Origin of the sequence: Cupriavidus cauae (genome assembly GCF_026210475.1) — a bacterium.
Taxonomy (GTDB): domain Bacteria; phylum Pseudomonadota; class Gammaproteobacteria; order Burkholderiales; family Burkholderiaceae; genus Cupriavidus; species Cupriavidus cauae.
In genome coordinates this window covers 1,145,827-1,165,122 of sequence record NZ_CP080293.1, presented here as the reverse complement: position 1 = coordinate 1,165,122, position 19,296 = coordinate 1,145,827, and the positions used below count along the sequence as shown (strand labels likewise).

General features: G+C 68.6%; 17 protein-coding genes. 10 read left to right on the top strand and 7 right to left on the bottom strand.

The features are described from left to right. Positions 1 to 81 precede the first annotated feature (81 nt). The 10 genes from KZ686_RS05195 (at position 82) to KZ686_RS05150 (ending at position 10,276) form a co-directional block, all read left to right on the top strand. A complete protein-coding gene (locus KZ686_RS05195) occupies positions 82 to 678 on the top strand; it encodes a thioredoxin fold domain-containing protein (RefSeq protein WP_322784907.1) in 597 nt (198 codons plus the stop codon). A 249-nt stretch (positions 679 to 927) separates the two neighbouring features. Then, the gene (locus KZ686_RS05190) at positions 928 to 1,473 is read left to right on the top strand and encodes a TlpA disulfide reductase family protein (RefSeq protein WP_265633174.1); all 546 of its coding nucleotides are present in this window, start codon (positions 928 to 930) and stop codon (positions 1,471 to 1,473) included. 259 nt (positions 1,474 to 1,732) lie between these two features. Then, the gene (locus KZ686_RS05185) at positions 1,733 to 3,877 is read left to right on the top strand and encodes an ATP-dependent helicase (protein WP_407648511.1); all 2,145 of its coding nucleotides are present in this window, start codon (positions 1,733 to 1,735) and stop codon (positions 3,875 to 3,877) included. 328 nt (positions 3,878 to 4,205) lie between these two features. After that, positions 4,206 to 4,526 (top strand): (2Fe-2S) ferredoxin domain-containing protein, encoded by a 321-nt coding sequence (locus KZ686_RS05180; RefSeq protein ID WP_006578238.1) that lies wholly within the window; start codon positions 4,206 to 4,208, stop codon positions 4,524 to 4,526. 83 nt (positions 4,527 to 4,609) lie between these two features. Then, positions 4,610 to 5,254: an alpha/beta hydrolase gene (locus tag KZ686_RS05175; RefSeq protein ID WP_149317163.1), complete on the top strand. Its 645-nt coding sequence runs from the start codon at positions 4,610 to 4,612 to the stop codon at positions 5,252 to 5,254. Positions 5,255 to 5,368: 114 nt separating this feature from the next. Beyond that, positions 5,369 to 6,574 carry a D-alanyl-D-alanine carboxypeptidase family protein gene (locus KZ686_RS05170; RefSeq protein ID WP_265633173.1) on the top strand — a complete coding sequence of 402 codons (1,206 nt, stop codon included), beginning with the start codon at positions 5,369 to 5,371 and terminating at the stop codon, positions 6,572 to 6,574. A 23-nt stretch (positions 6,575 to 6,597) separates the two neighbouring features. Beyond that, positions 6,598 to 6,888: a DUF493 family protein gene (locus tag KZ686_RS05165; RefSeq protein WP_053820987.1), complete on the top strand. Its 291-nt coding sequence runs from the start codon at positions 6,598 to 6,600 to the stop codon at positions 6,886 to 6,888. 169 nt (positions 6,889 to 7,057) lie between these two features. Next, positions 7,058 to 8,260 (top strand): class I SAM-dependent rRNA methyltransferase, encoded by a 1,203-nt coding sequence (locus tag KZ686_RS05160; protein WP_265633172.1) that lies wholly within the window; start codon positions 7,058 to 7,060, stop codon positions 8,258 to 8,260. A 483-nt stretch (positions 8,261 to 8,743) separates the two neighbouring features. Continuing rightward, complete coding sequence (locus tag KZ686_RS05155) at positions 8,744 to 9,721, top strand: NAD(P)H-dependent flavin oxidoreductase (RefSeq protein WP_149317166.1); 978 nt, start codon at positions 8,744 to 8,746, stop codon at positions 9,719 to 9,721. 132 nt (positions 9,722 to 9,853) lie between these two features. Then, on the top strand, positions 9,854 to 10,276 hold the full coding sequence (locus tag KZ686_RS05150; protein WP_149317167.1) for a YbaN family protein: 423 nt from the start codon (positions 9,854 to 9,856) through the stop codon (positions 10,274 to 10,276). A gap of 175 nt (positions 10,277 to 10,451) precedes the next feature. Here the strand turns inward: KZ686_RS05150 and KZ686_RS05145 are convergent, their stop codons facing one another. The 7 genes from KZ686_RS05145 to KZ686_RS05115 form a co-directional block, all read right to left on the bottom strand. Then, positions 10,452 to 11,699 (bottom strand): phenylacetate--CoA ligase family protein, encoded by a 1,248-nt coding sequence (locus tag KZ686_RS05145; protein WP_265633171.1) that lies wholly within the window; start codon positions 11,697 to 11,699, stop codon positions 10,452 to 10,454. Between the two features lie 124 nt (positions 11,700 to 11,823). Continuing rightward, the gene (locus tag KZ686_RS05140) at positions 11,824 to 12,639 is read right to left on the bottom strand and encodes an ABC transporter ATP-binding protein (RefSeq protein WP_265633170.1); all 816 of its coding nucleotides are present in this window, start codon (positions 12,637 to 12,639) and stop codon (positions 11,824 to 11,826) included. 116 nt (positions 12,640 to 12,755) lie between these two features. Beyond that, the gene (locus KZ686_RS05135) at positions 12,756 to 14,093 is read right to left on the bottom strand and encodes an ABC transporter substrate-binding protein (RefSeq protein ID WP_149317170.1); all 1,338 of its coding nucleotides are present in this window, start codon (positions 14,091 to 14,093) and stop codon (positions 12,756 to 12,758) included. Positions 14,094 to 14,187: 94 nt separating this feature from the next. After that, on the bottom strand, positions 14,188 to 15,264 hold the full coding sequence (locus tag KZ686_RS05130) for a branched-chain amino acid ABC transporter permease (RefSeq protein ID WP_149317171.1): 1,077 nt from the start codon (positions 15,262 to 15,264) through the stop codon (positions 14,188 to 14,190). A 36-nt stretch (positions 15,265 to 15,300) separates the two neighbouring features. Next, positions 15,301 to 16,215, bottom strand: a complete 915-nt coding sequence (locus KZ686_RS05125; RefSeq protein WP_149317172.1) for a branched-chain amino acid ABC transporter permease — start codon at positions 16,213 to 16,215, stop codon at positions 15,301 to 15,303. 70 nt (positions 16,216 to 16,285) lie between these two features. Next, entirely contained in the window at positions 16,286 to 17,236 is a 951-nt protein-coding gene (locus KZ686_RS05120; protein WP_149317173.1) for an ABC transporter ATP-binding protein, read from the bottom strand. Between the two features lie 13 nt (positions 17,237 to 17,249). Then, positions 17,250 to 19,259, bottom strand: coding sequence for an AMP-dependent synthetase/ligase (locus KZ686_RS05115; protein ID WP_265633168.1), 2,010 nt, complete (start codon positions 19,257 to 19,259; stop codon positions 17,250 to 17,252). Positions 19,260 to 19,296: the final 37 nt, after the last annotated feature.

Here is a 19,296-nt window from a genome sequence, read left to right as displayed (position 1 = left end):
TATTATCGGGGATCAGGCACTGACGCAGTGTCTTTCTGATCTCGATATTTCATTATGGTTTTGGACTTCGCAGGTCGCCGCATGGGTTCGGCATGGCTCCGGGGCGCCGCCCTGGCGCTGTCGGCTGCCCTGTCGGCTGCCCTGACGGCCGCCCGATCGGTCGCGCGATCTGCCGCGCTATCGGCCGCGCTGTTCGTCGCCCCGTTTGTCGCCCTGCCCGTCGCCGGCCTGTCGCTCGCCCTTGCCGCGCCATCGGTCCAGGCGGCCAGCCCCGCGCACCTTCCGGCGGTCGCCGACCTGGCGGCGGAGACGCGCTCGGCCAGCCTGCGCGGCGAACCGCTGGTGGTGCTGGTGACGCTGCCGAACTGCGGCTATTGCGAAGCGGTACGGCGCAACTACCTGGGCCCGCAGGCCGCCGCCGGGCAGCTCGCGGCGCGCGAGCTCGACATGAGCGCCGCCACGCCGATCCGCGATGCCGACGGCCGTGCCACCACCGCACGCGCCTGGGCGCGCGAGCATGGCATCCGCTTCGCGCCGACGGTGCTGTTTCTCGACGGCAAGGGGCGACCGGCCGCGCCGCCGCTGCGCGGCATGCAGCCGGACTTCTACGGCGCCTATCTGGAACAGTCGCTCGACACCGCCCGCGCCGCGATGGCGGCCGCGGCCCGCGGGCGCTGACCCGCCAGGGGCCACCACGCCACGCCACCCACGCCACGCCCGAGCCCGAGCCCGGAGCCCGAGCCCGTGCCCGTCCTCGGGCTCGGCTCGGCTCGGCTCGGCTCGGCTCGGCTCGGCTCGGCTGGGGCTGGGGCTGGGGTTCGGGTTCGGGCGCGCGCGCAGGCTCGAGTTCGGGCTGGAGCTCGGGATCGGCGCCCTCGGCCACCTCGGCGCTAGAATGGCGTTTTCCCCTCCTTCGGTCGGCCCATCATGACTTCGTCCGCCTCCCAACCGGAACGTCCCGCCTCCCCCCGCAAGCGCTGGCCGCTGATCGTGGGCCTGCTGGTGCTGGTCCTGCTCGGCTGGTTCGGCTACCGGGCGCTGACTCCGGCCCCGCATGCGCCGCAGGCGACCTTCGTGCTGCTGTCCGGCGAGCGCGTCAGCACCGCGCAGCTGCAGGGCAAGGTCTATATGGTCAATTTCTGGGCCACCAGCTGCACCACCTGCGTCAAGGAGATGCCGGACATGGTGCGCACCTACCAGCAGTTCAAGGACAAGGGCCTGGAGTTCGTCGCGGTGGCGATGAGCTACGACCCGCCGATGTACGTGACCAATTTCACCGAGACGCGCAAGCTGCCGTTCAAGGTCGCGCTCGATTCGGACGGCTCGGCGGCCAAGGCCTTCGGCGACGTGCAGCTGACGCCGACCACCTTCGTGGTGGACAAGGACGGCCGCATCCTGAAGCGCTACGTCGGCGAGCCGGAATGGGACAGCCTGCACCGGTTGCTGGACGAGGCGCTGGCCAAGGCGGTCTGATGCGCTGACGGGGGAGGGGCTGCCCTCTCGCCCAGCCTCTCCCGCAAGCGGGAGAGGGGCGCAAACCCGCAGCGTCCCAACGGCGATTGGGTTCGCCCTCTCCCGCGGGCGGAAGAGGATCGGGGAGAGGACATTCCCGGCGCAAGCTCCACCAAAAGCGCCCTTCAAGTCCCTTCAACCATCCCCCGCTTGCCCAACACATCTGTATGGATATACAGTCTGCGGCGAACATTTCCGGTTTTCGCCCTCGCCCGCCCCTGTGTCCGCCGATCTCGCCCTCGCTCCCGCCGCAGCACTGTCCGATCCGATCGCTCCGAGCGTTCCGGCCGACCCGGCCGCTCCGGCCGACTATCTCGCCGCGCTCAACCCCGAGCAGCGTGAAGCGGTCGAGCACGCCACCGACCGGCCGCTGCTGATCATCGCCGGCGCGGGCTCGGGCAAGACCAATACGCTGGCGCACCGCGTCGCGCATCTGCTGCTGGGCGGCGCCGATCCGCGCCGCATTCTGCTGCTGACGTTCTCGCGGCGCGCCGCGGTCGAGATGGGCCGGCGCGTCGAGCGCATCGTCGACCAGGCCTTCGCGGCCCGCAACGGCACCACCTCGTCGGCCAATCCCGGCCGCGCCGCGCTGCAATGGGCCGGCACCTTCCACGCGATCGGCGCGCGCCTGCTGCGCGAATACGCGGAGACGCTGGGGCTGTCGCCCTCCTTCACCATCAGCGACCGCGGCGATTCGGCCGACCTGATGAACGTGGTGCGGCACGACCTCGGCCTGTCGGCGCAGAACGCGCGCTTCCCGCGCAAGGAAACGTGCCTGGCGATCTATTCGCGCGTGGTCAACACCCAGTTGCCGCTCGAAGAGGTGCTGCAGCGCCAGTTTCCGCGCTACGCGATGTGGGTGGACGCGCTGCGGGCGCTGTTTGCCGGCTATGTCGAGGCCAAGCAGAAGCAGCAGGTGCTCGACTACGACGACCTGCTGCTGTACTGGGCGCAGGCGCTGGCCGAGCCGGCGCTGGCGCGCGACATGGGCGAGCGCTTCGACCATGTGCTGGTCGACGAATACCAGGACACCAATGCGCTGCAGGCCGCGGTCCTGCTGTCGCTCAAGCCCGACGGCCGCGGCCTGACCGTGGTCGGCGACGACGCGCAGTCGATCTACGCGTTCCGTGGCGCCACCGTGCGCAACATCCTCGACTTCCCGCACCGCTTCTCGCCGCCGGCGGGACAGGTCACGCTGTCGCGCAACTATCGCTCGACGCAGCCGATCCTGGCCGCCGCCAACGCGGTGATCGGGCTGGCGGCCGAGCGCTTCACCAAGGACCTGTGGTCCGACCGCGCCAGTGCCGAGAAGCCCGGCGTGGTGGTGGTGGGAGACGAGACCGAGCAGGCGCGCTTCGTGGTCGAGCGCATCCTCGCGCGGCGCGAGGAAGGGCTGGCGCTGATGGCGCAGGCGGTGCTGTTCCGCGCCGCCGACCACAGCGCGCAGCTCGAACTGGAACTGGTCCGCCGCAACATCCCCTTCGTCAAGTTCGGCGGGCTCAAATTCCTCGAGTCGACCCACGTCAAGGACATGCTGGCGGCGCTGCGCTGGCTGGAGAATCCGCGCGACCGCATGGCGGGCTTCCGCACGCTGCAGCTGATGCCGGGCGTCGGGCCCAAGACCGCCGCGCGCGTGCTCGACGGCCTGCAGCTCGCCAGCGATCCGCTGTTCGCGCTCGAATCGTTCGAGGCGCCGCCGGCCGCGGCCGAGGCATGGTCGGAACTCGTTGCGCTGGCGCGCGAGGCGATGGCGCCCGCGGCGGCATGGCCGGTCGACTTCGAGCGCGTGCTGCGCTGGTACGAGCCGCATCTGGAACGCCTGCACGACGATGCCGCCGCACGCGCCGCCGACCTGCAGCAGCTGGCGCGCATCGCCGCGACCTACGGCTCGCGCGAATGCTTCCTGACGGAGCTGACGCTGGATCCGCCGGACGCCTCCAGCGACGAATCGGGCGTGCCGCTGCGCGACGAGGACTACCTGATCCTGTCGACCATCCATTCGGCCAAGGGCCAGGAATGGAAGGCGGTCTACGTGCTGAACGCCGTGGACGGCTGCCTGCCGTCCGACCTGGCCACCGGCACCACCGAGGAGATCGAGGAGGAGCGCCGGCTGCTCTATGTCGCGATGACCCGCGCACGCGACCATCTCGACATCGTCGTGCCGCAGCGCTTCTACGTGCATCAGCAGCCCGGCATGGGCGACCGCCACGTGTACGCGTCGCGCACGCGCTTCCTGCCCAATCGCGTGATGCCGCATTTCCACAGCCGCGCGTGGCCGCCGCCTCCGCCGGTCGACGCGGCGCCGCAGCGCGCGTCGCTGCCGGCGGTCGACCTGGCCGCGCGGATGCGCAATATGTGGCGGTGAGCCGGGCGTAGTGGTCGTAGGACCGTAGCAGCCGTAGTTGCCGCGCCGGCCGTAGTTGCCATAGGCGACGTAGCCGCCATGGCGTCCGCAGCAACCATAGGGGCCGTAGGCCGTAGCCGCCGTGCCCGTTATGCTGCGCTCGCGACGAGGGCCTCAAACCAGCGCCTCCTGTGCGCCATAGCTAACACCCACCGCGGCGTGGCGCTGCAGACGCCGCCGTGCGGTCGAAACGGCCCCCGGCTCGCCGTATAATTCCGAGCTTCCCACCGTTCCGACCGGCGCCAAGCCGCGCGCGCGGCCCAGCCGAGCGCGCCGCGCCCTCCCACGCATGAGCAGCTACTACCAGCACCACGTCTTCTTCTGCCTGAATCAGCGCGAGCCGGGCGAAAACTGCTGCGCCAACCACAACGCGAAGGCGATGCAGGAATACGCCAAGAAGCGTTGCAAGGAGCTGGGCATCGCCGGCGGCGAGGGACGGGTGCGGATCAACAAGGCGGGCTGCCTGAACCGCTGTGAACTCGGTCCGGTACTGGTGGTCTACCCGGAGGCCGTTTGGTACACATTCGTCGACGAGCAGGACATCGACGAGATCATCGACAGCCATCTGATCCACGGCAAGCCGGTCGAACGCCTGATGGTGGATCGCTGAGCGCCGCGCGCGCAGGCGCATCCGCATCCATCCGCCGCCCACGCCCACTTTCGTTTCGACCCCGGATTTCCGCCCTTCCTGCCATGAACGCGCATACCCAGGTACTCACCGTTGCCGGTCCCGCCGGCGCGATCGACGTCTCGGTCGACCTGCCGCAGGCCGCCCCGGTGCGCGGCCTCGCGCTGGTCGGCCATCCGCATCCGCTGTTCGGCGGCACCAAGGACAACAAGGTCGCGCAGACGCTGGCGCGCGCCTTCGTGCAGCTGGGCTACGCCACCGTGCGGCCGAACTTCCGCGGGGTCGGCGGCACCGCCGGCGAGCATGACAACGGCCAGGGCGAGCAGGACGATCTGCTGGCGGTGATCGACTGGATGCGCCAGCAGCGCGACTGGTCCGCCGACGCGGCAACGCTGCCGCTGGCGCTGGCCGGCTTCTCGTTCGGCAGCTTCGTCGTCAGCCATGTGGCGCGGCGCCTGGCCGAGGCCGGCACGCCCGCCGAGCGGCTGGCGATGGTCGGCACCGCGGCCTCGCGCTGGCAGGTCGCGCCGGTGCCGGCCGATACCATCGTGATTCACGGCGAGCAGGACGAGACCGTGCCGCTCGCCAGCGTGCTCGACTGGGCGCGGCCGCAGGAACTGCCGGTCACGGTGATTCCCGGCGCCGACCATTTCTTCCATCGCAAGCTGCATCTGATCAAGCAGCTCGTCGTCAATGCGTGGCAGCGCTGAGCCCGGGCATTGAGCGGGCGGCCATGGCAATCCGTGGCCGCCGTTCCTTGCCCTGCCGCCACGCCCGCGTGGCGGCGCGACGCTGCCCTTTCTCTCTTGTCGGAACCTGAAAACATGTCCAATCAAGCTTCGCCGCTGTTCTCCCACCGCATCGCCCACACCCTGCTGGCCAGCGCCGCCGTGCTCGCGCTCGCCAGCGCACCGCTGACGGTGCGCGCGCAGGCCGTGCCGATGCCGCAGGTGGCGGCCAAGGCGTGGATGCTCTACGACGTCACCAGCGGCCAGGCGCTCGGCTCGCAGAATGCCGATGCCCGCATCGAGCCGGCTTCGCTGACCAAGATCATGACCGCCTACCTGGCCTTCCAGGCGCTGAAGGAAAAGCGCCTGACGCTGGACCAGGCCGTGGTGCCGACCAATCTGGTGCTGAAGGTCAAGAGCGACGAGTCGCGCATGTTCATCGAGCCGAACAAGCCGGTCACGGTGCAGGACCTGCTGATGGGCCTGATCGTGCAGTCGGGCAACGATGCCGCGCTGGCGCTGGCCGAGGCGGTCGGCGGCTCGGAGGAAGGCTTCGTCGCGATGATGAACCGCGAGGCCCAGCGCATGGGCATGAAGAGCACGCACTTCACGAATACCGACGGCATTCCCGACCCGAACCACTACACCACCGCGGCGGACCTGGCGATCCTGACCACGCGCCTGATCCAGGACTTCCCCGAGTACTACGGCATGTACTCGCAAAAGGAGTTCACCTATAACAAGATCAAGCAGCCCAACCGCAACCGCCTGCTGTACATCGATTCGACCGTGGACGGCGTCAAGACCGGCCACACCCGGTCGGCGGGCTACTGCCTGATCTCCTCGGCCAAGCGCCCGCTGGCCAACGTGCCGAACGGCTCGCGCCGCCTGATCTCGATCGTGATCGGCACCACCAGCGAACAGGTCCGCACGCAGGAAAGCCTGAAGGTGCTGAACTACGGCTTCCAGTTCTTCGACACGCTGCGCCTCTACGACAAGGGCCAGGTGCTGGCCACGCCGGACATCTACAAGGGCAGCAACGACACCATCAAGATCGGCGTCCGCGACGAGACCTACGTGACCGTGCCCAAGGGCACCGCGGGCCGTCTGAAGCCGGTGCTGGAGCGCCAGGAGCTGCTGGTGGCGCCGATCACGGCCGGCCAGCAGGTCGGCACCGTCAAGCTGATGGACGGCACCACCAAGGTGGCCGAGTTCCCGGTGGTCGCGCTGGAGGAGGTGCAGGAAGCCGGCTTCTTCGGCCGCATCTGGGACACCATCCGCCTGTGGTTCAAGCGCAAGTAACACGCAACAAGGAGGCCGCCGCCATGAGCGCCGACAACACCGACAACGGGCGCGACCAGCCTTCGCTGATCGAATACCCGAGCGATTTCCCCATCAAGGTGATGGGCGCGATGCAGGACGGCTTTGCCGAGGCCATCGTCACGCTGGTGCAGGAATTCGACCCCGGCTTTCATGCCGGCAAGATGGAGATGCGCCCCTCGCGCAACGGCAACTACCTGGGCCTGACCGTGACGGTCTGGGTCACCAGCCGCGAGCAGCTGGACGACCTGTATCGCGCGCTGACCGCGCATCCGATGGTCAAGGTGGTGCTGTAACGCGACGATGGCGCCCGCTTCGGCCGGCGGTGCCTGTCCTTTTCCACCGCGCCGCTCTTACCGTGCCGCTTTACCGTTCCCTCCAGGCCCTGTCCCGCAGGCCGGAGAGGAAAGCGAACCGCGCGGTGAACCAGAAGGCCGCCGCTGCGCGGCCTCCCTTCCCTGAATCATGAATACCCTGACCCTGAAGCCCGGCAAGGAAAAGTCCCTGCTGCGCCGCCATCCCTGGATCTATGCGACCGGCATCGACCGCGTCGAGGGCCGTGCCGAGCCCGGCGCCACCATCACGGTGCGCGCCGCCGACGGCCGCTTCCTCGCCAAGGCGGCCTACAGCCCGCACTCGCAGATCCGCGCGCGCGTGTGGACCTTCGACGAGAACGAGCCGGTCGACCATGCGCTGATCAAGCGCCGCGTCGCCACCGCGGTGGCGCATCGCCGCCAATGGGTCAGCGACAGCGACGCGGTGCGGCTGGTGTTCGGCGAGGCCGACCGGCTGCCCGGGCTGGTGGTCGATTACTACGGCGCCGGCCGCGGCGCCGAGCACGCGCAGCTGGTCTGCCAGTTCAACGCCGCCGGCGTCGAGCAGTGGAAGGACGCGATCGTGCAGGCGCTGATCCGGGAGACCGGCTGCCCCAACGTCTACGAGCGCTCCGACGCCGCGGTGCGCGAGCGCGAGGGGCTGGCGCTGGTGACCGGCGTGCTGGCCGGCGCCGAGCCCGACCCCGAGCTGTCGGTCACCGAACACGGCGTGCGCTACTACGTCGACGTGCGCAACGGCCACAAGACCGGCTTCTATGTCGACCAGCGCGACAACCGCAAGCTGGTCGGCGATCTCGCCGAAGGGCGCGAGGTGCTGAACTGCTTCTGCTATACCGGCGGCTTTTCGCTGGCGGCGCTGCGCGGCGGCGCGGCCTCGGTGGTGTCGATCGACTCGTCGGGCGAGGCGCTGAAGATTGCCGAGGGCAATGTCGCGCTGAACGGCTTCGATGCGGGACGTGCGACCTGGCTCGACGCGGACGTGTTCAAGTCGCTGCGCCAGTTCCGCGCCGAGGGCCGGCAGTTCGACCTGATCGTGCTGGACCCGCCGAAGTTCGCGCCGTCGGCCCAGCATATCGACCGCGCCGCGCGCGCCTACAAGGAAATCAACCTGGTCGGCATGCAGCTGCTGCGCCCGGGCGGGCTGCTGTTCACCTACTCGTGCTCGGGCGCGATCGGCATGGAGCTGTTCCACAAGATCGTGGCCGGCGCGGCCACCGACGCCCGCGTCGATGCGCGCATCCTGCGGCGGCTGTCGGCCGGCACCGACCATCCGATGCTGGCGGCCTTCCCCGAGGGCGAATATCTGAAGGGGCTGCTGCTGCAGCGTGTGTAAGCACCGACGGACGCAATGGGCGCGCATGGGCACGCATGGGCACGCATGCGCCGCGCAGGAGCCGTGCAGGAACGCATGGGACCGCGTACCAGCGCATAGGAGCGCGCCGCGTTGCGCGCGCCGCCGGCCGCTTCATCGAGACGTCACCGCCTCGTCCCCGGATCGTCATATTGCCCCTCTACCATGCCGTTGACGGCTTCGGCATTGGCAGGTGCCCGCCGTCGATGTATCAGTCTTCGTGGTAATTGCCCCGCCCCGGACGCGGGGCTTTTTTTTGCCTCGCGTGTTCCGCAAGGGCGCCGACCGCGGGGCAGGGCCGGATTCGCGCTAGATTGGTGGGGCTGGATCGGAATTGCACTTCGGCTAGACCCGCGCTTCTAATGCCGCGATAACGCCCCAACAAGGGAAGTCCCTATAATCGAACGATCGTTCAGAACATCGATGCCACGCAGCGCCACGCTTGCCGTGGGTCAAGGAGACACCATGCCCGCCGCCAAACATATCCCCGCCGCCCTGCAGAAGCTGACGCTGCCCGTGATCGCGTCGCCGATGTTCATCGTCAGCTATCCGGAACTGGTGCTGGCGCAATGCAAGGCCGGCATCGTCGGTTCGTTTCCGGCGCTGAACGCGCGCCCCGCCGAACTGCTCGACGAATGGCTGACGCAGATGCAGCAGGAGCTGGCGGCCTTCCGCGCCGCCAATCCCGATGCCACGATTGGCCCGATCGCGGTCAACCAGATCGTGCACGCGTCGAACGCGCGGCTGGAGCAGGACGTGCGCGTCTGCGTCGAGCACAAGGTGCCGATCTTCATCACCTCGCTGCGCGCGCCGGTCAAGGAGATGATCGACGCGGTGCACAGCTACGGCGGCATCGTGCTGCACGATGTGATCAACCTGCGCCATGCCGAGAAGGCCCTCGAGGCCGGCGTCGACGGCCTGATCCTGGTCGCCGCGGGCGCCGGCGGCCATGCCGGCACGCTGTCGCCGTTCGCGCTGGTCGGCGAGGTGCGCCGCATCTTCGATGGCCCGATCGCGCTGTCGGGCTCGATCGCCACCGGTGACGCCGTGCTGGCGGCGCAGGCGATGGGCGCGGATTTCGCCTATGTCGGCACGCGCTTCATCGCCTCCCAGGAAGCGCATGCCAGCGAAGCCTACAAGCGCTCGATCACCGATGCGGCGGCCGCCGACATCGTCTACACCAACCTGTTCACCGGCGTGCACGGCAACTACATCCGCGAGAGCATCCTCAATTCGGGGCTCGATCCGGAGAACCTGCCGCAGGCCGACAAGAGCAAGATGGATTTCTCCAGCGGCAGCTCCAAGGCCAAGGCGTGGAAGGACATCTGGGGCGCGGGCCAGGGCGTCGGGCAGATCGACGCGATCCAGTCGGCCGGCGAGATTGTCGCGCGCATGAAGGCCGAGTACGATGCGGCCAAGGCGCGCCTGTGCGCCGTCAACTGACCGCAGCCGCAGCAGCCGCCGTAGCCGCTGCCATAGCCGCCGCGGTCGCCGCTGCAGACCGCTGGAGATTCCCCGCTGGATAAGCCCCCTGTCGTCATTGCCGAGGTCCGGCGCAGCCGCCGCGAACGCCTGGTGCGCGCGGCCTGGGCCACGCTCGGCATCGTCTGCATGGTGCTGGCGGTGCTCGGCGTCTTCCTGCCGGTGCTGCCGGCCACGCCCTTCGTGCTGCTCGCGGCGGCCTGCTTCGCGCGCGGCTCCGAACGCTTCCATGACTGGCTGATGCGCCATCCCCGGCTCGGCCCGATCGTGCACGACTGGCAGCGCCATCGCAGCATCCCGCTGCGCGCCAAGATCGTGGCGATCGCGACGATGTGGATCTCGCTGCCGACCACCGCCTGGGTGCTGCGCGCCCGGCCCGCGCTGTCGATCGCGCTGCTGGTGCTGGGCGCCGTGGCCACCGCCTATCTGCTGTACCTGCCGACGCGGCCGCGCGGCGGCCACGGACCGGCAAGCACCGCGCCGCCGTCCGAGCCGGAGCCGCCGCGGCAGGGCTGAACGCGCGCTGTCGCGAACGCCCTGCGAACGCGCCCTGTGAACGCGCCCTGTGAACGCGCCCTGCGAACGCGCCCTGCGAACGCGCCCTGTGAACGCGCCCTGCGAACGCGCCCTGCGAACGCGCCCTGTGAACGCGCCCTGTGAACGCGCCCTGTGAACGCGCTCGTGAACGCGCTCAGTCGTAGCTGCGCGCGTCCTCGATGACCTTGCCGTCCTGCGGCAACGAACCGGCCGGCACGAACCGGACCTCGCCCTTGAGCCGCATCACGTCGCGCATCGACACCGCGATCGCATCGGCCAGCCCCGCGTCCTGCCGCGTGGCGTCGCAATGCAGCGTCATCACGTCGGCGCCCGGCGCGCCGGTCACGACCAGGCGCGCCGCGCGCAGCTCGGGATGGCGGCGCATCACCTCGCCGATCTGGCCCGGATGGACGAACATCCCCTTGACCTTGGTGGTCTGGTCGGCGCGGCCGAGCCAGCCGCGCAGCCGGATATTGGTGCGCCCGCAGGGGCTGGGCGTTGACGACGAGCCCGGCACGACGGCGGACAGGTCGCCGGTGCCGAAGCGGATCAGCGGATAGTCCTCGTTGCCCAGCACCGTGACCACCACCTCGCCGACCTCGCCCTCCGGCATCGGGCGCGTGCCGCCCGGTTCGACGATCTCGACCAGCACGCCCTCGTCGACCACCCAGCCGTCGGCACCCTCGCTCTCATAGGCGATCAGGCCGACATCGGCGGTGCCGTACATCTGGTGCACCTTGATGCCGCGCTCGACGAACCAGGCGCGCAGCGAAGGCGGCATGGCCTCGCCCGACACCAGCGCCTTGGCCAGGCTGCACGGCTGGCCGAGTTCGGCACCGCGTTCGAGCAGGATCTTCAGGAAGGACGGCGTGCCGGCGTAGGCGGCCGGCCGCAGCATCGACAGCGCCTGCACCTGCGATTCGGTCTGGCCGACGCCGGCCGGAAACACGCAGCAGCCCAGCCGGTGCGCGCCGGTTTCCATCATCATGCCGGCCGGCGTGAAGTGGTAGGAGAAGGTGTTGTAGACCAGCTCGCCGCGGCGAAAGCCCGCCGCGTACATCGCGCGTGCGGTGCGCCACCAGTCCGGCCCGTGGCCGTCGGGCTCGTGCAGCGGTCCGGGCGACTGGAAGATATGGCGCAGCGCGCCCAGCGGCGTCGCGTTCAGCCCGCCGAGCGGGGCATTGGCCTGCTGCAGCGCGCTCAGCTGCGCCTTGCGCGTGACCGGCAACGCGGCCAGCGCCTCGCGCGAGGTCAGCGCCTGCGGATCGACATCGCGCAGCGCCTCGGCAAAGTAAGGCGCGTGCGTCCTGGCATGCGCGACCTGGCGCGACAGCGCGGCCAGCAGGGCCTGTTCGCGCGCGGCGGGGTCGCGCGTCTCGAGAGCGTCGAAGTATTCGGACATGGTACGGATGTCGGTGAGGATGGGGTGCCGGGCGATACGGGTTACGGCCGCGGCGGGCCAAGGCATGATGTCGGCGCCGATCGCCGCGCGGGCCGGCCGGTCCACGCGCTGGTCCGTGCGCCGCTCAGGCGAGCCAGCGTTTGCGCCGGCGGTAGCTCTTGACGTCGCGGAACGACTTGCGGCCGCCGCCGTCGGCATCGTTGGCCGCCACGCCGAGGTAGAACTCCTTGACGTCCTCGTTGGTACGGAGCGCCTCGGCGGCACCATCCATCACCACGCGGCCGTTCTCGAGGATGTAGCCGTAGTCGGCATAGCGCAGCGCGACCATCGTGTTCTGCTCGGCCAGCAGGAAGCTGACGCGCTCGCGCTGGTTCAGGTCGCGCACGATCTCGAAGATCTCCTCGACAATCTGCGGCGCCAGTCCCATCGACGGTTCGTCGAGCAGCACCATGCTGGGCTTGGCCATCATGGCCCGGCCGATCGCGCACATCTGCTGCTCGCCGCCGGAGGTATAGCCGGCCTGCGACTTGCGCCGGGTCTTCAGGCGCGGGAAGTAGGTGTAGATCTTGTCGAGCTCGTCGCGCGTCTCGCCGCGCGAGAGCCCGCGCGTATAGGCGCCGGTCAGCAGGTTTTCCTCGATGGTCAGGTGGGCGAAGCAGTGGCGGCCCTCCATCACCTGGATCACGCCGCGCTTGACCAGATCGTTCGGCGTCAGCTGGTCGACGCGCGCGCCGCGGTATTCGATCGAACCCTTGGTCACGTCGCCGCGCTCGGCGCGCAGCAGGTTCGAGATCGCCTTCAGCGTGGTGGTCTTGCCCGCTCCGTTGGCCCCCAGCAGCGCCACGATGCCGCCCTCGGGCACGTCGAGCGACACGCCCTTGAGCACCAGGATCACGTGGTCGTAGATCACTTCGATGTTGTTGATGGACAGCAGGGTCATGGTGGACCTCGGTAGGGATAGCGGGGCGCGGTGGTGTTCTCCATCTCCCGTCCGGGGGAAAGCGGGGGAGAGGTTGGGGAGAGGGAGAACGCCTTACGCAAGCATCAATATGCGCATCACGACTTCGCGCAGGCCGGCGTGATGCCCTTCTCCTTCGCGTACTGCGCCGCGTTGGCCTTGAACAGCGGGTGGATCAGGCTCTTGTTGCCTTCGATCCAGTCCGACACCACGGTCCACTTGGCGCCGTCCCATTGCTGGATCTTGACCTTGCCCGAGCCCTCGTGGTTTTCGCAGCTGGTCTTGATCTCCGGCAGCAGGCCGGTGGCGCCCAGCTGCTGCAGCCGCGCATTGGTCAGGTTCAGGTTCTCGAAGGCCCAGCGCATCTGCTCGCCGCTCATCGGCTTGCCCTTGCCGAACTTGTTCTGCGCCACGCGGATCGCCTCGACCGTGACCACCGCCGCCGACACGCCGCGGTTGTACAGCACCGAGCCGATCTTGTTGCGGTCCTGCATATTGCCCTTGCCGCCGCCGTAGACCACCTTCTCGATATCGGCGATCAGCGGCACGCCCTTGCCCGCGACGTTCCAGGTCGCGCTCATGTAGCCCTTGGCGGCATCGCCCGCGGGCACGGTGTCCTCCTCGGAGCCGGCCCACCACGAGCCGATCATCTTGTCGCGCGGATAGCCGACCTTCTGCGCGGCCTTCAGCGCGGTCTGGTTCATCACGCCCCAGCCCCAGAAGATCACGTAGTCGGGACGCTCCTGCCGGATCCGCAGCCACTGCGCGCCCTGCTCGTTGCCGGGATGCGCGACCGGGATCTCGATCAGGTCGAACTTGTTCAGCTTGGCCTCGGCCTGCAGCGCGACGATGGGCTCCTTGCCGTAGGCCGAGTCGTGGTACAGGTAGACGATCTTCTTGCCGGCCAGCGAACCGCCGCTCTTGCCGGCCAGGTACTTGACGATCGCCGACACCTGCATCTGGTAGGTGGTCACGAGCGGGAAGGCGTAGGGGAACACCGAGCCGTCCACCGCGTCGGTGCGGCCATAGCCCATCATCACCAGCGGCACCTTGTCGGCCGCCGTCTTGTCGACCAGCGCGTACGAGATGCCGGTCGACATCGAATGGTAGGCGGTGCCCCTGGTGGTCGGGTTCTTGCCCTTCAGGCGCTCGTAGCACTCGACGCCCTTGGCGTTGTTGTACTCGGTCTCGCACTCTTCCCAGGTCAGCTTGACGCCGTTGACCCCGCCTTCCTTCAGATTGACGTAGTTCAGATAGTCGATAAAGCCGCCGTACCAGGACTGCCCGTTGGCGCCATACGGCCCGACCCGGTAGCTGGGCAGCGCGATGAACTGCTCGCCGCTCTGGGCCTGCGCCGGCAGCGCCGGCACCAGCAGCGCGGCGGCCGCGCCGACTGCCAGCGCGACGCGCTGGGCATTGCGAATCAGGTTGCTCATCACTGTCTCCTTCACCTTGGCAGGTGCATTGTTATGGCGTTGTTGTCCAACGACCCGTTTGCATGACATCGGCGCGTGCCCCGTCGACACGGCGTCAATGCGGGAACGGCCACAGCCGCAGCTTCTCCTTGCCGATCTGCCAAAGCCGAGCCAGGCCGTGCGGCTCGACGATCAGGAAGAAGATGATCAGGCCGCCGAACACCATCATCTGGATGTGCGACACCGTCGCGTTGGTGAACGGCAGATGCAGCAGCGCGGCCAGCGGCGGCAGCATGTTGTCGAGCAGGATCGGCAGCAGCAGGATGAACGCGGCGCCGAGGAAGGAGCCGAGGATGCTGCCGACCCCGCCGATGATGATCATGAACAGCACGCGGAACGACAGGTCCAGCGAGAAGCCGTCCGGCTCGACCGAGCCCAGGTAGCAGAACGCATACAGCGCGCCGGCCACGCCGCAGTAGAACGAGCTGACGGCAAACGCCAGCAGCTTGGTGCGCATCAGCGGAATGCCGATCACCTCGGCGGCCACGTCCATGTCGCGCACCGACATCCACGCGCGTCCGGTCGACGAGCGCACCAGGTTCTTGGCGACCAGCGCCAGCACCGTGACGATCGCCAGCACGAACAGGTACTTGCGCATCGGCGTGTCGATCGGCAGGCCGAACAGGTCCAGCTGCTGCGCGGTGATCACGCCCGACGAGCTGTTGTTCGAGAACCAGGGGAACTTGGTCAGCGCCCACACCACGAAGAACTGCGCCGCCAGCGTCGCCACCGCCAGGTAGAAGCCCTTGATCCGCAGCGAGGGCAGACCGAAGGCGACGCCGACCACCGCGGCCGACAGCCCGGCCAGCACGAAGGTCAGCAGCACCGGCAGCCCGTCGATGCGCAGCTGGAAGTTGTAGGCCGCGTAGGCGCCCACCGCCATGAAGGCCGCGGTGCCCAGCGACAGCTGCCCCGCGTAGCCGGTCAGGATATTGAGCCCGAGCGCGGCGAGCGAGAAGATCAGGAATGGGATCAGGATCGCCGAGAACCAGTACTCGCTGCCGATCAGCGGCACGCCGACGAAGGCCAGCGCGAGCAGCACGGCGAAGCCGATGCGGTCCTGCCGGATCGGAAAGATCTGGCTGTCGGCGACATAGTCGGTCTTGAACTGGCCGGCTTCACGATAGAACATGGGCGACTCCTTGGCGTCGTGCCACCTGACGGACCGTCATACGCGGTCGATATGTTTTTCGCCGAACAGCCCCTCGGGCCGCACCAGCAGGAACAGCAGCGCGAACACATAGGGGAACCAGCCTTCGATGCCGCCGAAGTTGCCGCCGAACATCGACTGGAACACCGGCGGGATGTAGATCTCCGCCAGCTTCTCCGAGGCGCCGATGATCAGCCCGCCGACGATCGCGCCCGGCACCGAGGTGAAGCCGCCGAGGATCAGCACCGGCAGCGCCTTCAGCGCGGTCAGCGTCAGCGCGAACTGCACGCCATTGCGCGAGCCCCACAGCATGCCGGCCACCAGCGCGACGAAGCCGGCGACGCCCCAGACGATCGCCCAGATATGCTGCAGCGGAATGCCCAGCGACAGCGCGGCCTGGTGGTCGTCGGCGACCGCGCGCAGCGCCCGGCCGACCTTGGTGTACTGGAAGAACAGCGCCAGCGTGGCGACCAGCACGCCGGCGATCGCCGCCGCGGCCAGGTCGAACTTCGAGATCACGATATTGAAGCGAGTCAGGATCGCCTCGATCGGTTCGTCGACGATGCCCAGCTGGATCGGGCGCACCTCGTTGCCGAACAGCAGCGGCCCCAGCCCTTCGAGGAAGAACGACAGGCCGATGGTCGCCATGAACAGCGTGATCGGCGGCTGGTTGACCAGCTTGCGCAGCACGAATCGTTCGGTGCCGATGCCGACCAGCGTCATCACGAAGAAGGCGCCGATCACGGCCGCCCACATCGGCATGCCCTTGTCCATCAGGCCCACCACGGCCAGCGCGGCGAAATAGACCATCGCGCCCTGCGCGAAGTTGAACACGCCGGAGGCCTTGTAGATCAGCACGAAGCCGAGCGCTACCAGCGAGTACATCAGCCCGGACAGCAGTCCGCCGAGCAGGATTTCGAAGAAGAAGGTCATCGGCGTGGCCTCGGTGAAGGACGGGGGTCGGCGTTGGGCAAGCGAGCGAGCTGGCGGGCGGGCGGGCCGTTCAGTGCGACGCGCCCAGGTAGGCGCGGATCACCTCGGGGTTGGACTTGACCTGCTCGGGCGTGCCGTCGCCGATCTTCTTGCCGTAGTCGAGCACCACCACGCGGTCGGAGATGTCCATCACCACGCCCATGTCGTGCTCGATCAGCACGATGGTGGTGCCGAACTGCTGGTTGACGTCCAGGATGAAGCGGCACATGTCCTGCTTTTCCTCGACGTTCATGCCGGCCATCGGCTCGTCGAGCAGCAGCAGCGAGGGCTCGGCGGCCAGCGCGCGCGCCAGCTCGACGCGCTTCTGCAGCCCGTAGGGCAGGCGCCCCACCGGCGTCTTGCGGATCGACTGGATCTCCAGGAAGTCGATCACCTCCTCGACCTTGCGCCGGTGCGCGATCTCCTCGTTGCGGGCCGGTCCCCACCACAGCGCATTGGCCAGCAGGCCGGAGCGGAAGCGCGTGTTGCGACCGGTCATGATGTTGTCGAGCACGGTCATGCCCTTGAACAGCGCGATGTTCTGGAAGGTGCGGGCGATGCCCTGGCGCGCGGCGGCGGTCGGATTCATCTTGCGCCGTTCCTCGCCGCGGAACACGATGCGTCCCTGCTGCGGGTGATAGACGCCGTTGATCACGTTCAGCATCGAACTCTTGCCGGCGCCGTTCGGGCCGATGATCGCGCGGATCTCGTGCTCGCGCACATCGAACGAGATATCGGTCAGCGCCTTGACGCCGCCGAACGCCAGCGAGATATGCTGCAGATCGAGAATCACCTCGCCATGCCGCGTCGATGCCGCGCGCCGGCCCGGCACCGACTCCGCCGCGATCGCCACGCCGCCCTCGGCCAGCGGCTCGCCGGCCGCGCCGGTGCCGGCGCTCGTGCCTGCGCTGGTCCCTGCGCCCGCCCACTCCGGTGAGCCGTCGGCCCGCCGCTCCACGCCTTGCCACGCCATCTGCGTCATCCTCCTGCCCCTGCTATGCCGCTTGCTCGGCGGGCGTTGCCGCGCCGGCCTGCGTTGCCTGCGCGGCCTGCGCCGATCCGGCCGGCGGGAAGCGTTTGGCATCCACCAGCTTCAGCGTCGCGCTGACGCTGCCTTCGCGCCCGTCCTCGAACTTGACGCGCGTCTCGATGAACTGCTCCGGGCGTCCGGCGTACAGCGCGTCGATCAGGACCCCATACTTCTCCGCGATGAAGCCGCGGCGCACCTTGCGGGTGCGGGTCAGCTCGTCGTCGTCGGGATCGAGCTCCTTGTGCAGGATCAGGAAACGCGCGATCTGCGAGCCGGACAGCGCCGGATCCTTGGCCAGATCGGCATTGACCTGCTCCACGCATTCGGCGATCAGGTCGATCACCTGCGGCTGCGCGGCCAGGTCGATATAGCCGGCGTAGGGCAGGTGGCGCCGTTCGGCCCAGTTGCCGACCGCCTCGAAGTCGATGTTGACGAAGGCGCAGACGCGGTCGCGGCCGGTGCCGAAGGCCACCGCTTCCTTGATGTACGGGAAGAACTTGAGCTTGTTCTCGATGTACTTGGGCGCGAACATCGAGCCGTCCACCAGCTTGCCGACGTCCTTGGCGCGATCGATGATCTTCAGATGGCCGTCGGCGTCGATCACGCCGGCGTCGCCGGTCATGAAGTAGCCCTCGTCGTTGATCGCCTCTCGTGTCGCGTCGTCGCGCTTGTAATACGCCTTCAGCAGGCCGACGCCGCGCACCAGCACCTCGCCGTTCTCGGCGATGCGGATCTCCATGCCGGGCGCGGCCGGGCCGACCGAGTCGAACTTGACCTGGCCGTCGGGCTGCAGGCAGACATAGGCGCAGGTCTCGGTCTGGCCGTAGAACTGCTTCAGGTTGATGCCGATCGAGCGATAGAAGCGGAACAGGTCCGGACCGATCGCCTCGCCCGCGGTATAGGCCACGCGGATGCGGCTCATGCCGAGCACGTTGCGCAGCGGGCCGTAGACCAGCGATTCGCCCAGCGCGTAGCGCATGCGCTCGAGCAGCGGCACCGGGCGGCGATCGAGGATGTCGGCGCCGCAGCGGCGCGCCACGTCCATGGCCCAGCCGAACAGCTTGCGCTTGAGCCAGCCGGCGTCCTCCATGCGGATCATCACCTGCGTCAGCAGGCTTTCGTAGATGCGCGGCGGCGCGAAGTAGTAGGTCGGGCCGATCTCGCGCAGATCGGTCATCACGGTCTCGCGCGACTCGGGGCAGTTGACGGTGAAGCCGGCGGCCAGCGCCTGCGCGTACGAGAACAGGTTGTCGCCGACCCAGGCCATCGGCAGGTACGACAGTACGTCGTCGTCGGGACCGAGCCGGTCGAACTCGCAGCCGTGCATCGCCGCGCCGATCAGGCCGCGGTGCGAATGGCAGACGCCCTTGGGCTTGCCGGTGGTGCCCGAGGTGTACAGGATGATCGCGGTATCGTCCGGGTCGCCGGCCGTCACGGCCTCGTCGAAGAAGCCCGGATGCGCGCGGTCGTATTCGCGGCCGATCTCCTGCAGGCGCTCGTACGACATCAGCGACCGATGGTCGTAATCGCGCAGCCCGCGCGGGTCTTCGTAGACCAGATGGCGCACCGCGCCGCCCTGGGCTGCCAGCTCTTCCTCGACCTCGAGCAGCTTGTCGACCTGCTCCTGGTCCTCGACCACCGCGAAGGCGATTTCGGCATCGCGCAGCACGTAGACCATCTCGCTGGCGATCGCGTCCTGGTACAGCGGCACCGGCACGCCGCCCAGCGCCTGCGCGGCGGTCATGGCCCAGTACAGCCGGGGACGGTTGTCGCCGACCACCGCCAGGTTCATGCCGCGGCCGAAGCCCAGCGCGGCCAGTCCGCAGGCCAACGCACGTACCTCTTGCGCCGCCTGCGACCAGCTGCTCGTCTGCCAGATACCGAGATCCTTCTCGCGATAGGCCGGATGATCCGGCCGCTGCTGCGCGTGCGCCAGCAGCAGTCGCGGGAAGGTCGTTGCCGACCTGTCCTGCATCGCTGTCTCCTGTCCCTCCGACGGGTGGGTTCCCGCC